The sequence below is a fragment of the Mycobacterium sp. IS-1556 genome (assembly GCF_001499985.1).
Taxonomy (GTDB): Bacteria; Actinomycetota; Actinomycetes; order Mycobacteriales; family Mycobacteriaceae; genus Mycobacterium.
In genome coordinates this window covers 58,778-71,974 of sequence record NZ_LQIM01000010.1, presented here as the reverse complement: position 1 = coordinate 71,974, position 13,197 = coordinate 58,778, and the positions used below count along the sequence as shown (strand labels likewise).

Sequence of the window (13,197 nt, the reverse complement as noted above, 5' to 3'; positions counted from 1 at the left end):
AAACTCAATGCCTGCGGTAACCAAGCCTTTCACCCTCAAGCCGGTCGAGGCTCAGGCAGCGAACGCGTCGGCTCCCGCTTTGGTCGCCGAGACTGTCGCCCAAGCCCCCTCGGGCGCAGCGTCATCGGGTGCCGCGGCCGCTTGCGCAGCCCGGCCGATGTGGGCGCCGCTGACAGAGACCATTGCCGAGGATGAAGCAATCCGGCAAGGCCTCAACGCTGGCGGCGGGCGGCGGATCGCAGGCATCTATCAACGCAAAACCGAGTCCGTCACGACGATGGTGACGACCGAAAACGAGAACCGGCAGTCGCTCACCCTCATACCCAGCGGCGGGACCGTGGCGGTATGACCACCTACGCGACGTCGACGACGCACCAAACCACCCCAACAGGTGGTCCACCCGCACCTCCCCCTCAGAACGCGGGTGGACCACCAACACAGCGGACACCTCATCCGCGCCGCGCCGGAATGTTCGCCGCCGCAGGGGCATTTGTTATCGCCGCCGCAGCGGCGGTAGCGACGGCAGTCGCACTCGCCAACCCCATCACGCCGGCACAGCACACCGTGAACATCGTCCCCCCACCACCAGCCAAGTACACCAGCGCCCAGATTCTGGCAGCCAAAGAATCCACTTGCGCAGCATGGGAACAGGCCGCCCGGACCCTAGCCGTGGCAGCTAAAAGCCGTGCGGCGCTGGCTGATTCGACTGGAGGATCAAGTCCCGAGACACGCGGTGCACGCACGAACGAGAAACTGGTTGGAACCTCCCAGATCGCACACCTTCGAGAGAAGACAAGTGCTGCCACTCCGCCTGACTTGCGCGCATTGATTGACGAATGGACTGCGGCGCAGATCGACAGCTTTCATAGTGCGAACATCCGTGACTGGGGGGCATCAAACACGGCCCGCGATCGAGGAAATGACCTTGTGGATGTGATCGCGCCGGCGTGCGGGTTGCGCTGATGCCCTCGACAGGGGGAGCTGCGGGATCGTATGGCCCGCTGATTGTTACGCCGGACATGGTTCCGCCGGACGCGGCACACTGGGAGGCCCAGGAGCAGTCATACCAGGCGGGCGCTGCGGCGTGGAACGGCATTCACCAGCAGATCGTGCAAGACAACGCCGCATTCCGTGACGCCGCCGATTCAGCAGGCTTCGACAAGGCTCATGAGGCCGGGGCGATGCTGGCTGAGGAAGCAAAGACGATCAGTGAGTGGCACGCCGGCGTTGCGAAGAAGTGCAACGGGATTGCTGTCGTGCTGCGGGAAACTGCTGCAGCGCAGGACCAATTGGTCCGTGATGCGGACGCTGCGATCAACGCCGCCAAGCTCCCGGGAGAGCGCGAGGCCCTGGTCGGTACCTACCATGCGCAGGCCCGCACCCAGACTGGCTGGGGTGTTGAGGCGGCGATGGCACTGCATACGTCGTTCAAGGCCAGCGCGGAAAACACCCGCGCGCTAGACCTTCTCACCCGATACGGCGACATCGCGACGAGCCCCGCCATTCAGCCCGTCGACAACAAGACATCCCCCGGCATCACCCAAGACGACGATCCGTTGAAGAACCCGCACGATGTCGGCTCTGAAGACAAACCAACCGCGAGCCCGCCAACCGGGCTAGACGGGGCGTCCGCGACTCAGCCGGGGGTTGAGCCCGGAAGCTCCGTGAATGCGGATGGCGGAGGGGTAACAGCGGCAACTGGTCCGGTTACGCAGGCGACCCCTGGTGTGACGTCGCCGCGGCAGGCAGCCTCTCCAGTTGGTAGTGGCGGTATGCCGTCAATGGGCGGCATGGGCACTGGCGGTGGAGGTGGGCTTGGCACCGGCGGCGGGATGCCGAAGATGCCGGGCGGACTGGGGAGCGGCGGAATGCCCGGGATGGGGTCCAACCCACTGGGTAGCGGCATGGGTCAGATGCCTGGCACGGGAAGCGGACTGCCCAGTGCTGGAGGGGCTCCGGGCTCGGGTGCAGGCGCTGGATCACCTGCTGCGGCGTTCTCCCAAGGGTTGTCGACAGGAGCTGGCATCGGTGGCGGGGTGCCCTCTGCGCCCCCGGCTCCATCGAGTCCCTCACCGGCCTTGACCGGAGGGGGGCACCCGGTGTCGGCCACACCTGTGACGGCCGCTCCAGGCGGCGGTGGAATTTCCCCGGCTGCGGCTCAGCCGGGCATGGTCACGCCGGCGGCTCCGGCCGCTGCTGCTCCGACCGGGACTGGCATGGGCACCGGCGGTGGCGGCGCCCCGATGATGCTTCCGCCGGGCTCGATGGGTCCACCGGCCGGCGCTGCGCCGCCCCCCGCGGCGACGGTCCCGGCCGGAACGCTCGCCGCGGGCAGCAACGCGCCTTCGGCTGCACCGTCGTCATCGGGTGCCGGGGCGGGTGCGACCCTGATACCGGCGAGTGTGGTTGCAGCGGGCCAAACGGCTGCGGCGCGTGAGCGCCGGGAATCGGCCGATGCGGCGGCCGCGAAGGAGCTGGCATGGAAGCTGCAGCACGCCGCCCAGGCGGTTGGCTACCCGATCGAGTGGGCGGTGGGGGTTTTCCGCTCACCAAGCGGCACTGAAACCGTTATCACATCCAATGATGGGGCCAGCTACATTCCCGCGGGCGTCTACGTGCCCCGCTCGGTCCGGGTATTGGCAACAGATCCTTTGGTGGACGACCATTTTCGGCAACTGTGGTTCGGCTGGTCTGATCCGGCGCGAGTTCTCATCGAGTACGCGCAGCTGCGCGCCGAGATGGGCTGGCGGCTGGTGGCGGCTGCGACCACGGGGCCGTTGACGGCACTGCGTGATGCCGGGGTAGAGCATCCGCCGTCGTGCACGCGACAGACGAATCCACTACTTCAGCCCGGGCAGCAGGCCGCTGCGCCCGGAATGGATGGGATGCATGAGCACCGGCTGGCGGTGCTGTGGCCTGACGTGTATCCGCGGCTGCTGCGCGTGATGGACGCTGATCCAATGCTCCAAGACAGGATCGTGGCGGCCGCCAGCGCCCTGCTGATGAACACGGCAACCACCCAGGCGGTAGCGGTGGACGGCGGGATCCCTAATCCCGTGCGTCAGATCTGGCTCACCCGCGGCGGAGACCGGGAGCCAAACCCGCAGCAGTGGGCTGAGTACGACGCGGCGGCCAAGGACTTCAACACTGTCACTTCGATCTTCCGGCCAGGGTTTGTCGGTCAGGCTGATCCGAGCGAGACCATTGAAGAACTTGCCCGCTACCGCGCGCACTGGATGGTGGCGCGCACCGCCGAGCTGATCGGCGGATGGGCTACTCGCCCCCTGCCGCTGCCCGACATGTGCTACGCCGCGGCGGCCGCCGGCAACGTCCACATCCGCGATCTGATCGTCGAGTCGCTCGCCAGTGTCGAAGAGGATCTTGTGCACGCTGGGTAACCCCGCAGAGCCCGCCGTCGAGCCCTCCACGCCGAGGGGGACCGACGCGCAAGGCATCACACCGACGCTGACCCAGCAACATCACCACAACTCCTTCAAAGTCATTTTGGCTGCGGTGGTGGCTGACTCGTTGTTTTGCACGGTACGGTTTGAGGGTGCCGATGAATCTGGCTTCCAAGACACAGGTGCGAGGTCACTACTTCCTGCGCCGGCGGCTGGGTTTCGCCTTTCAGCGCCGGTCGGTGCGCATGCAGACCGACCGGATACGGACCCAGCGATTGATGCTGATGATCTCGGCGCTGCTGGCTGTCCTGGTGATGGTTGGCGCGCTCGTGGTGGGCTGGTTAAGGCCCGCAGGCCTGGTCAACAACTCCAAGATTGTGGCCGACCGCAAACTCGGCACGGTCTTCGTTTCAGTGGACGGCAGGCTGCATCCGGCGTTGAACTTGGTGTCGGCGTGGCTCATTGCCGGGGACCCGGCCGAGCCGACGTTCGTCAGTCCCGACGACCTCGCCAAGTGGCCTCGGGGACCGTTGGTCGGCATCGAGGGCGCTCCCACCGAGCCGCCTCGGGTGTTCACGCCGGAGGTGTCTCGATGGGCGGTGTGCGACACCGCGTCGGAATCGATGAGCGGGCGTCCCGTGATCACCGGGATCAACGGCGAGTTGACTTTGGGTGATCGGGCCCGCGAGGTTGGCGCCGATACAGCCGTTCTTGGCACCTTCAACGAGCAGGCGTATGTCATCACCAATGGTGTGCGGATGCCGGTTGACCTTTCCGACAGGGCAGTCGTTGAGCCGCTGGGCTTGGAGGAGGCCGGTGCACCGGTCGATCTCTCGCAGGCCATGGTCGACGCCCTTCCGGCTGGTCGTCCTCTGGTGGTTCCGGCGGTGCCGGGGGCCGGCCAGCCCAGCACAGTGAACCTGGGTACGCCTACACCTTTGGTGAATGGATCGGTGGTGGTGTCTCAGGATGTGGCCTCGGGCAAGGATCAGTTCTATGTCGTGCTCGCCGATGGTGTGCAGCCGGTGTCCTCGGTCGTGGCAGCCATGCTGCGCCAACGGGATTCGTTCGGCGTGACGCAGCCGCCTCGCATCTCGCCGGACGTGCTGGGCGATGTCCCTGTTCGAGATGTGCTCGACGTGACCGACTATCCGACAGAGCCGCTCAAAGTCGTGAACTGGCGTGCCGACCCCGTGCTGTGCGTGGCCTGGGACCGAGGCGCAACGGATCGGCAAGCCCGCCAGCGGCTTCTGGTCGGCCGCGCCTTGCCAGTGACCGCCGAGCAGGAGGCCCACCTGGTTCCGCTGGTCGTCGCCGATGAGGACCAGGGCAGGCTGGCCGATCAGGTACTGCTGGCTGACAATCCGGCAACATGGGTGTCCACGACGGGCGCAAGCGCCGATTCGGCTCGTCGCGAAACCCTTTGGCTTATCAGCGAATCGGGGGCGCGGTACGGCGTCCCGTTCGACGATGAAGCACTGCAGGCGCTGGGGCTCAAAGATGTCGCGCCCCGCCTGGCGCCGTGGCCACTGCTGCGGGTGTGGCCCGCCGGCCCGGAGCTGTCGAAGAAGGCGGCGATGACGATGCACGACACGCTGGCCGGCTCCGCGGCCCCGATCACCGAACAAGGACGGTAGACCCGCATGGCAACAGTGAAGCCCCGTCAGGGCTCGGTGAAGGTCCCTCCGACGATGGGTGGGCGCGAGACGGTGCCCGAACCGCTGGAGGCCCCGCGGCCGGTGCCCCGCAGCAAGGCCGCGATCATCCTGCCGGTGGTCATGGGCGTCGCGTTCCTCGGGATCATCGCGCTCATGCTCTCTCAGCCCGGTCTGCGCACCGGAACGATGGGCATGATGACGCTGCTTTTCCCCATCATGATGATCGTTTCGATGGGGTCCTACATGTTTGCCAATCGCGGCGGCGGCGGCGACAAGCAGCTCACGGGTCCGCAGATGGAACAGGCGCTGCGCGACTACGCCATGACCCTCGATGAGACGCGGGAAAAGGTCCAAGACGCCGCCCGGGCCCAGCACGCGCAGTTCGAGTATCTCCATCCCGAGCCGGCGCTGCTGTCCGGGCTGGTTGGGTCGGCGAGGATGTGGTGTCGCACGCCCAATGATCCTGTGCTCAAGGTGTTTTACAGCCAGGTGCGGGTCGGTCTGGGCACCTCGAAGGTCGTCAAAGAGCTGGAGAGCAACGAGCTGGGCCGCCGCGAGGATTACGAGCCGGTCACCTATGACGCCGCTTCGGCGTTCCTGCAGACGCAGAGCAAGCTGCAGAACGCGCCAAAACCGCTGCTACTACGCAACATTGCCGGTATGGCGCTGCTCGGCCGTGACGGCATGGATGCGGTGTACGGGCTGGCGCGCGCGATGATTTGCCAAGCCGCGGTGGCGCATTCACCGCGCGACTTCAAGATCATGATCGTCACCGACGACATCGCCCGCTGGGAATGGTGTAAGTGGTTGCCGCACTGCGCGCACCCGACGCTGCGGGATCGCGGTGGTCCTACCCGGATGGTGTGGACCACCGGAGAACAGATGGACGCGGCGGTCGGCACAGAGCTGCACGGTCGCGATGCCTTCCGCACGAACTCTACCGTCACGCCGCATTGGCTGGTGATCGATGACCGCCGGCGCCGCGGCGATGACCGTCACTGGGAGACGTTGACCCGCGCTGGCGGCGTGGCGGGGGTGACCTTCCTGGCTCTCTCGGATGAGCCGGGCCGCGGGCTCGGATTCGAAGAAACCAACACGTTCTGGGTTTCGGAGACTGAGGTCACCCACCGCGGCCAATGGTTCTGCCGCCCCGACTCGATGGATATGGCCAGCGCGCGGGTGTTGGCCCGTAAGATGGCCCGTTACCGGGTGGAGGGCGAGCGCTCTCGCAGCCTCATCGACGACTCTTCCGTTGACGCCGACCTCTACAAAATCCTCGGCATCGACGACCCCGGCAACCTGGACGTGGAAAAGCTGTGGGCGCCCACGCTGCCCGGCCCTCCGTTCGAGGACAACTCGTGGGGCGCGAAGTGGTTGCAGTTCCCGATCGGCGTCGATCCGACCGGGGCGCCGGTCTACATCGACTTCAAGGAGACCCATGAAGGCGGCATGGGCCACCACATGGTCATCGCGGGCACAACCGGTTCGGGTAAGTCGTCGTTTCTCACCACGTTGATCCTGTCGGCGGCCCTTACTCATTCCCCGGAGACGTTGGTGTTCGCGTTCTTCGACTTCAAGGGTAAGACGACGGCTAACATGGTTGCCGGATTGCCCAATGTCGTTGCCGCCATGGGTAACTTGAAGGACGACTCGTTGTGGATCGAGCGCATGGGCGACGTCATCAACGGCGAGCTCGAGCGGCGCAAGTCGCTGCTCGACCGGGCGGGAATCAGCGAGGTCGCCGAGTACGAGTACCGCCGAATCCATTTGGGGCAACGGCTGGAGCCGCTGCCGGCGCTCATCATCGTCATCGACGAGTTCACGCAGATGTTCATCGAAGCACCCGACTCGAAGAAGATCATCGACGAGATCGGCCGCCAGGGCCGCGCTTTGAACGTGAAGATGATCTTGGGGTCTCAGCGCCTTGGGCATGAGATGCAGTCAGGCATCATGGCCAACATCCCGATCCGCGTGGGGCTGCGCACCCTCGACGCCGGGGAGTCGATGGCGATCATCGGCACCGACGAAGCCAAGCATCTTCCCGAAAAGCCCGCCGGTGCAGGACTATTGCGGGTGCAGGGCCGGGATCGGCTTGTGCGTTTCCAATCGGCGTTCGCGCGCAAGGTCTACCATCCGCCTCGGCGGGTGGCCGCCGAGGCGGTGCGTACCCAGGCCGGGTACATGGCTCCGGAGGTGTTCACCGCTGCGCCCATGGCCGCGATCGCGTCTGCGCCGAAGCTCTCGGCGGCCCCAGTGGAATCGGCCGACACCGTGCTCGGTGCAGATGGCCAACCGATCCGCGAGCTTGAGGCCTCCATCAAGTCTCTGCGCGAGCAGACCAGGGTGCCGGTCCACCAGATGTGGTTGCCGCCGCTGGAGCCGGTGCCCGTCGAAGATTTGGTGCGCCGTCTGCGGCGCAAGCCCTGGTACCAGGACTATGGGCACACTGCCGGTCTGCTGTTCCCGGTGGGGATCGAGGACCGCCCGTTCCAGCACGCGCAGCGCGTGTACGCCCTGGACTTCTCCGCGGGTAACTGTGCGGTCATCGGCCAGCAGAGTTCGGGCAAGACCACCGCACTGACAACGATCATCACGGGCGCGGCCATGATGTATCACCCGAAACGGGTGCAGTTCGTCGTGGTCGCCATGGGCGGTCCGGGCCTCAACGAGGTCGAGTCGCTACCGCACGTGAGCTCGTTCGCCCGGGCGGGTGACCGCGAGCGGGTGCAGCGCACGATCGCGGAGATGAAGCTGCTCGTCGAGGAGCGCGAGGAGGCGTTCAGCCGGCTGGGCTTGAGCATCGAGAGCTTCCGCGCCCGCAAGTTCGGTGGTGAGGCCGGCCCGGTACCCGATGACGCCTTCGGGGAGGTGTTTCTGGTCATCGATGGCTGGCAGCAGTTCCGCACGACCTTCGGCGAGGATCTGCTCGCCGACCTGGGCGTGATCATGGAGCGCGGCAATAGCCTCGGCGTGCGCGCGATCGTTGCCGCCGCCGGCTGGATCGCTGGCGGCTTCCCCTCCTGGATGTCGAACAGTTTCACGCTGAACGTCGAGTTGGCCCTTGGCAGCCAAGACGATCCGTCCAAGAACAACCGCGATGTCGCCAAGAAGGTGCCGTTCGGTAAGCGTGAACTGCTCGGTGATCCCAGCGACCCGGACGCGGAAACGCGGACCGAGACCATCAGCGGCCGAGGCACGTCGATGGCGGGCTATCACTTCCAGACCGCACTGCCCATCCTGTCCGATCCAGACGGAAGGAGAATCGGCCCGCGTGAGGCCGCCGAGGTGATCACGAAGCTCACCGGTGTCGATCAGGTCGCACAGGTCCGCATGCTGCCGAGCACGGTGAGCGTCGATGAAGTGTTCGCCGCCCAGCGGGAAGCGCGCCCGGGCTTGGTGCCCTTCGGCATCTCCGAGGTGGGTCTGGTGGCCGCCGAAGCCGACTTCGCCCGCAATCCGCACCTGCTGTTCATCGGCAACCCGGAGTGCGGTTTGTCGAACTCGCTGGCGGCGGTCGCCCGGTCGATCATGCGGTGCTATCGACCCGAGGAAGCCCAGATTTACGTCATCGACCCCGGCAACTCGCTGGTGCGAGTGGTTCAAGGCCCGCACCTGGGCCGCTACATCGGCGAGGACGGTGTGGAGTCTGAGGGTTACACCTACTACGAGGACGATGTGCGGGCGATGGCCGGCCACATCGACGCGCTGCTGGCGCCGCGCATGCCTCGCGGCCGCGCCGGGCAGGAAGAACTCGCGCAGGCTACGCGGTCATGGTCGGGGCCCGAGATCTTCGTCCTCATCGACGACGAGCAGATCGTCGCGGGTTGGAGCGCTGGAGCCAACATGTTCCGCGCGGACGGCAAGGGCCCGGCGGTGGAGGGGCTGACCAAGTACATCGACCGCGCGCGCGAGGTCGGCCTGCACCTGATCGTCGGTCGGCGCTTCCCGTGGGGGCCGGCGATGTCGTCTCCATTGGCCGGGCGGCTCATCGCCCAAACCGTCCCCACCGTCGTCATGGACGGCGCCCGCATGGAAGGCGAGCTGATCAGGGGCGTTCGTGCAGCCAGGCAGCCGGTGGGCCGAGGAATCTACGTGACCGACCGGCTGTCGGCCCCCGCGCAGATCGCAAAGGTTCTGCCCCTTGACTGATCCGGGACATCGGCTGGGGGCAGCCGTTGATGCAGCACGGCTGGACTTGGGCTTGTCCAAGATGGATCTGGCCAAGATCGCCAGGGTGGGCCGTTCCACGATCACCGACCTGATCAATCGGGGGAAGATCCCTGGGCGCGAAGTCACCCGTGGGCGGATAGAAGCCGCGCTCGGCTGGACCCCGGGCAGTTTCGCCACCGTGCTGGGCGGCGCGGAACCGACTTTGCGCGCCGACATCGAATATCCGCTGAGCGGGACCGCGAAAGTGCTAGTGGAGCAGCTCACTCAGATCGCACAGGAAGCCAGGGCCGGGTCCGCGGCCGCGGAAACGCTCAGCAAGCGGCTCGAGCTCATCGGAGACATCGCAGAATCCGCAGTTCAGCTGGCCACCCGTTCCCGCTGAAATATGTGTCCGGACCATGCGCCGGTAGCTGAGATAATTGCGAAGTAACGAAATGTCCGAGGCATGAGTGGACCAGCGGCGAATATCAAATTTGTTGACAGTAAATGTGGCTGCGCTGGTGGCAGCCCTGGCAGAACCGCTCTAGTCTCGGCGTATCAGGTACCTAGCGCCTTAGGGGAGGCTCATCGTGACCTTTTTTGTTGACCCGGTTGGGGTTGCTGCTCAGTCAGTAGCTGAAGCCACCGGAACAGCGACCACCGCCGGTGTCCTCGCCGGTTCCGCACCGGCGATGACCGCCGTCGTGCCGATGGGAAGTGAGGAGGTCTCCGCGCTTCTGGCCACCGCGATCCAGGCACACAATGCGCAGTTCCTCGCCCAGACCGGAGTCAACGTCGCGGACCGCGGGATGTTCGCTGGCGACGTCGCCATCTCCGGGGTGACGTCGGTCGCGACCGAGGCCGTCAACCAGGCCTCACTGCTGCTCTGAGAATATGCCCGTCCACTACTGGGGCTTGACTCCCGAGACCAACGCCATCCGGCTGACCACCGGACCCGGCGCTGCGGCCATGACGTCGGTCGTGGCCGGCTACCAGGCCGCTGGGGTCACGCACATGCAGCAGGGTGCGCAGATGATGGCCACGGCCGCCACGACCGCTGCGGGCAGCTGGTGGGGTCAGGGCGGCACCTCCATGATGGCGGCGGCCGTCCCCAAATCGGAGTGGCAGATCGAAGCGGGTGCGCACGCGGAGAAGGCCAGCTGCTTGATCAGCGAGGCCGCCGCCGCGCACTCCACGGCGGTGGCAGCGACCATCCCGTATCCGGTGGTCGTCGCCAACCGCATCCGCCAGGCGACCCTCGTGGCCACCAACATCATCGGCCAGAACACGCCGGCCATCGCGGAAGCTGACGTCGAGTACGGCGAGTATTGGGCGCAGAACGCGACAGCGATGACCGGTTACTCCACCGCCGCGGCCGGCATTGCCTCCGGGCTCAGCGTGCCGCTGCGCCCACCGCTGGTGACCGGCGCGAATCCCGCCGGGCTGGCCGCGGGCGTGGCCAGTATGGGGGCTTCAGGGGTGCAGACCGGCGTACAAGCATCCATGCAGGGGCTCAGCGCCCCGCTGCAGGCTGCCGGCCAGGCTGTCTCCTCCGCAGCGCCTGCCGCACTGTCGGCGGCCACCAGTGCGGGCACCGGCCAGTCGGGCGCCGATGGTGACATCGGCGCGACCGGCACGCCGCAGCTGGCCCAGCCGGGTGGGAGCGAGCTTCTCGGCTCCGGCCAGTCGATGATGGGCATGGCCAGTTCGCTGCCGTCGATGGCCCAGGGGATGACCCAGCCGCTCTCGCAGGTTGCGCAGGCGCCCATGCAAATGGGTGGTGCGCTGAGCGGAATGATGGGGTCGATGGGTGGTATGGGCGGCGGGCCCTTCGGGGGGCTGTCGGCCAGCTCGCCCGGCGCCAGCCTCGCGTCATCGATGAACGGCGTCAGCGGCGGCTTCGGCTCCGGCGGCGGCCCGGTGACGGCTGCCCTGACCAAACCTGCGGGCGCCGGCATGAGTGGTGGACCGATCGGGATGCCCGCGGCCTGGTGGGGACCAGCCTCTGCAGCCGACGGGTCCAGCTCCGCCGGGCAGAACAAGCCGGCCGCGGCCGCTCGCGCAGGCCTGCCGGGCACGGGCACAGGTACGCCGATGGGCTCGGGTATGCCCGGGATGATGCCGATGGGCGCCGCGCAGGCGATGCAGCGGCGCGACCAGAGCACGAGCCGCGGGGAGGACGACACCTCGCTCTCGGTGGTCCTCGACGAAGCTGACGCCATCCCCATTCTGACCGCCAATGGCGTGGTCTACACAGACGGGGGAGGGTGATCGCCCGGCGGCAACCGGCGCAACACATGACAAAGAACCAGCACGCACATCCCTCACGGGAATCGAAAGGAAGTGGACATGTTCCAGACTGACTCAACCAAACTGCGCAACGCGGCCAGCAGCTTGGACGAAATCAAGAACCAGACGCTCAACGCCCTGGGCCGCTACGTCACGATGAACCAGGACCTCGGCGGTTCCGCGTTCGTCGGTGTCGCATCGGTCGCCTCGATGAAGACCACCGAGGAGGTCGCCACCACGGGGCGCAACGTGTCGGCGCGATTCGATCAGGTGATCCAGGCCATGCAGATCGGCGCCAACGAGTACGACCGCGTCGAGGCCGAGAACCAGGCCAACCTGTCCAGCGTCGCCACCCAGGCGTAATCCCCTCACCAACAACAACTTCGAAGGAGAACACCCATGGAGGGTATGCGTTACGACCACGCGAAGATGGCCGACCATGTGGCCGCGCAATCTGGCCTGGTCGCACATCTGAACAGTCTTCAGGAGCAGGCGCTCAACGTCCTGGCCCAGACGCAGGACTTCTGGGCCGACAAGGGCGCCACCGCCTACGCCGAGGCCCAGCGCTCGATCACCCAGGCCTACCAGCAGGTCTTCGAGACCATCAACCGGCACGGCACCGCCACCGGCGGGGCGTCGAGCAACACCGCAGTCGGCGACGCGGCCAACGCCGCCCGGTTCGTCGGCATCTGAGTAAGGACTGACCCATGGGAGCGCAGCTGTCGACCACTTCCGAAGGATTGTGGCTGACAGCTGCGCTCTCGGGCGTCACCAGACTTCCTGCGGCGCTGCGTGTCCGGCCCGTGGGCGACACCGAGGCGATGCTGGCCTCCCATCCAGGACTGCAGGCGCTCGAGGAGGCCGGCGTGTGCCAGGGTCGAACGCTCGACCCTGATGTGCAGGAATGGCTTTGGACACTGGGTCGATGCGATGTCGATGTCTCGATCACGGTCTCCCGGCCGGACGAGCGATCCGAGCGCCTCACCGGCCCCCCGGAACTTTTCAAGCCGCCGGCGGATCCGCTCAAAGAACCCCTCGCCGCAGCGGAAGCACTACGCGCATGGCGCGCACACCAATCTGCCGATCGCACAGCGGTTCTCTGTCGCCGTGACGGCAAATGGGTTGTCGCAGCGCGCGTGTGGCGAAGCGGTGATGAGCCGCTCGATGAAGTCACTATCAGCCCTCTGGAAGGCGACACCACGGTCTTCGAGGCCGTCAACGACCTACTCGGCGATGAGCTTCCGGCCGAGTTTGAAGGCATCAACATCGAGGCCGAGCGCCTGGAGTCGGTGCTGGCCAGTTGGCAGGCCGACCCACATGGCTATGACGTGATCGGGGAACTGCTAAAGCTGGGCCTGACCGCCCGTCAGGCTCGCGTTGTCGTCGCAGTATCCGACACCGGAGCCGTTCGGGCGGCCATCGGCGCCACCCAATACTCATTGGACGGACCTGAGTTTGCCGCTACTGGAGCGATGGTTGTCGACTCTTTGATGGGCCGGGTCGTCATTTCGACGAGCACTACTGATGACCAGCAGCGTTGGACGATGCTGTTCCCAGGCACCGTCGCCCGGGTCGGTCGGGCGGTCAGCGACGTCTTGAAGCACTTGCCCAGCGGAGATGGCTGGGAACACCACCAAAGAATTCAGACATTTCACGCACACTGATGTGCCTAACGTCGTGGACGCCTGAAATGTGTGGTT

Annotated in this window: 11 protein-coding genes; all 11 read left to right on the top strand. The window is 66.3% G+C overall.

The window, feature by feature from the left end; all coding sequences use genetic code 11:
* Nucleotides 1-7: 7 nt before the first annotated feature.
* The 11 genes from AU187_RS24930 to AU187_RS08730 all read left to right on the top strand — a co-directional run bounded on the left by AU187_RS24930 (nt 8) and on the right by AU187_RS08730 (nt 13,161).
* Complete coding sequence (locus AU187_RS24930; protein WP_082691782.1) at nt 8-349, top strand: hypothetical protein; 342 nt, start codon at nt 8-10, stop codon at nt 347-349.
* The gene (locus tag AU187_RS24925) at nt 346-963 is read left to right on the top strand and encodes a hypothetical protein (RefSeq protein ID WP_082691781.1); all 618 of its coding nucleotides are present in this window, start codon (nt 346-348) and stop codon (nt 961-963) included. Before AU187_RS24930 ends, AU187_RS24925 begins: the two co-directional genes overlap by 4 nt.
* Nucleotides 963-3,398, top strand: coding sequence for an EspK C-terminal domain-containing protein (locus AU187_RS08770; RefSeq protein WP_059166647.1), 2,436 nt, complete (start codon nt 963-965; stop codon nt 3,396-3,398). The genes AU187_RS24925 and AU187_RS08770 overlap by 1 nt, the downstream gene beginning before the upstream one ends.
* Nucleotides 3,399-3,559: 161 nt before the next feature.
* A complete protein-coding gene (eccB, locus tag AU187_RS08765) occupies nt 3,560-5,038 on the top strand; it encodes a type VII secretion protein EccB (RefSeq protein WP_059166622.1) in 1,479 nt (492 codons plus the stop codon).
* Between the two features lie 6 nt (nt 5,039-5,044).
* Nucleotides 5,045-9,208, top strand: coding sequence for a type VII secretion protein EccCa (gene eccCa, locus AU187_RS08760; RefSeq protein ID WP_082691780.1), 4,164 nt, complete (start codon nt 5,045-5,047; stop codon nt 9,206-9,208).
* Entirely contained in the window at nt 9,201-9,611 is a 411-nt protein-coding gene (locus AU187_RS08755; RefSeq protein WP_082691779.1) for a helix-turn-helix domain-containing protein, read from the top strand. The genes eccCa and AU187_RS08755 overlap by 8 nt, the downstream gene beginning before the upstream one ends.
* Nucleotides 9,612-9,798: 187 nt before the next feature.
* A complete protein-coding gene (locus tag AU187_RS08750; RefSeq protein ID WP_059166619.1) occupies nt 9,799-10,098 on the top strand; it encodes a PE domain-containing protein in 300 nt (99 codons plus the stop codon).
* Between the two features lie 4 nt (nt 10,099-10,102).
* On the top strand, nt 10,103-11,479 hold the full coding sequence (locus tag AU187_RS08745) for a PPE family protein (RefSeq protein ID WP_059166618.1): 1,377 nt from the start codon (nt 10,103-10,105) through the stop codon (nt 11,477-11,479).
* Nucleotides 11,480-11,557: 78 nt separating this feature from the next.
* Nucleotides 11,558-11,860, top strand: a complete 303-nt coding sequence (locus tag AU187_RS08740; protein ID WP_082691796.1) for a hypothetical protein — start codon at nt 11,558-11,560, stop codon at nt 11,858-11,860.
* 36 nt (nt 11,861-11,896) lie between these two features.
* Nucleotides 11,897-12,190 (top strand): WXG100 family type VII secretion target, encoded by a 294-nt coding sequence (locus AU187_RS08735; protein ID WP_059166616.1) that lies wholly within the window; start codon nt 11,897-11,899, stop codon nt 12,188-12,190.
* A gap of 14 nt (nt 12,191-12,204) precedes the next feature.
* Entirely contained in the window at nt 12,205-13,161 is a 957-nt protein-coding gene (locus tag AU187_RS08730; RefSeq protein WP_059166615.1) for an ESX secretion-associated protein EspG, read from the top strand.
* The last annotated feature ends 36 nt before the right edge of the window (nt 13,162-13,197 follow it).

What these genes read in the sequence shown, in the direction of transcription:
- AU187_RS24930 (WP_082691782.1), top strand. Translation starts at nt 8, where the DNA reads ATGCCTGCGGTAACCAAGCCTTTCACCCTCAAGCCGGTCGAGGCTCAG.
- AU187_RS24925 (WP_082691781.1), top strand. Translation starts at nt 346, where the DNA reads ATGACCACCTACGCGACGTCGACGACGCACCAAACCACCCCAACAGGT.
- AU187_RS08770 (WP_059166647.1), top strand. Translation starts at nt 963, where the DNA reads ATGCCCTCGACAGGGGGAGCTGCGGGATCGTATGGCCCGCTGATTGTT.
- eccB (WP_059166622.1), top strand. Translation starts at nt 3,560, where the DNA reads ATGAATCTGGCTTCCAAGACACAGGTGCGAGGTCACTACTTCCTGCGC.
- eccCa (WP_082691780.1), top strand. Translation starts at nt 5,045, where the DNA reads ATGGCAACAGTGAAGCCCCGTCAGGGCTCGGTGAAGGTCCCTCCGACG.
- AU187_RS08745 (WP_059166618.1), top strand. Translation starts at nt 10,103, where the DNA reads ATGCCCGTCCACTACTGGGGCTTGACTCCCGAGACCAACGCCATCCGG.
- AU187_RS08740 (WP_082691796.1), top strand. Translation starts at nt 11,558, where the DNA reads ATGTTCCAGACTGACTCAACCAAACTGCGCAACGCGGCCAGCAGCTTG.
- AU187_RS08735 (WP_059166616.1), top strand. Translation starts at nt 11,897, where the DNA reads ATGGAGGGTATGCGTTACGACCACGCGAAGATGGCCGACCATGTGGCC.
- AU187_RS08730 (WP_059166615.1), top strand. Translation starts at nt 12,205, where the DNA reads ATGGGAGCGCAGCTGTCGACCACTTCCGAAGGATTGTGGCTGACAGCT.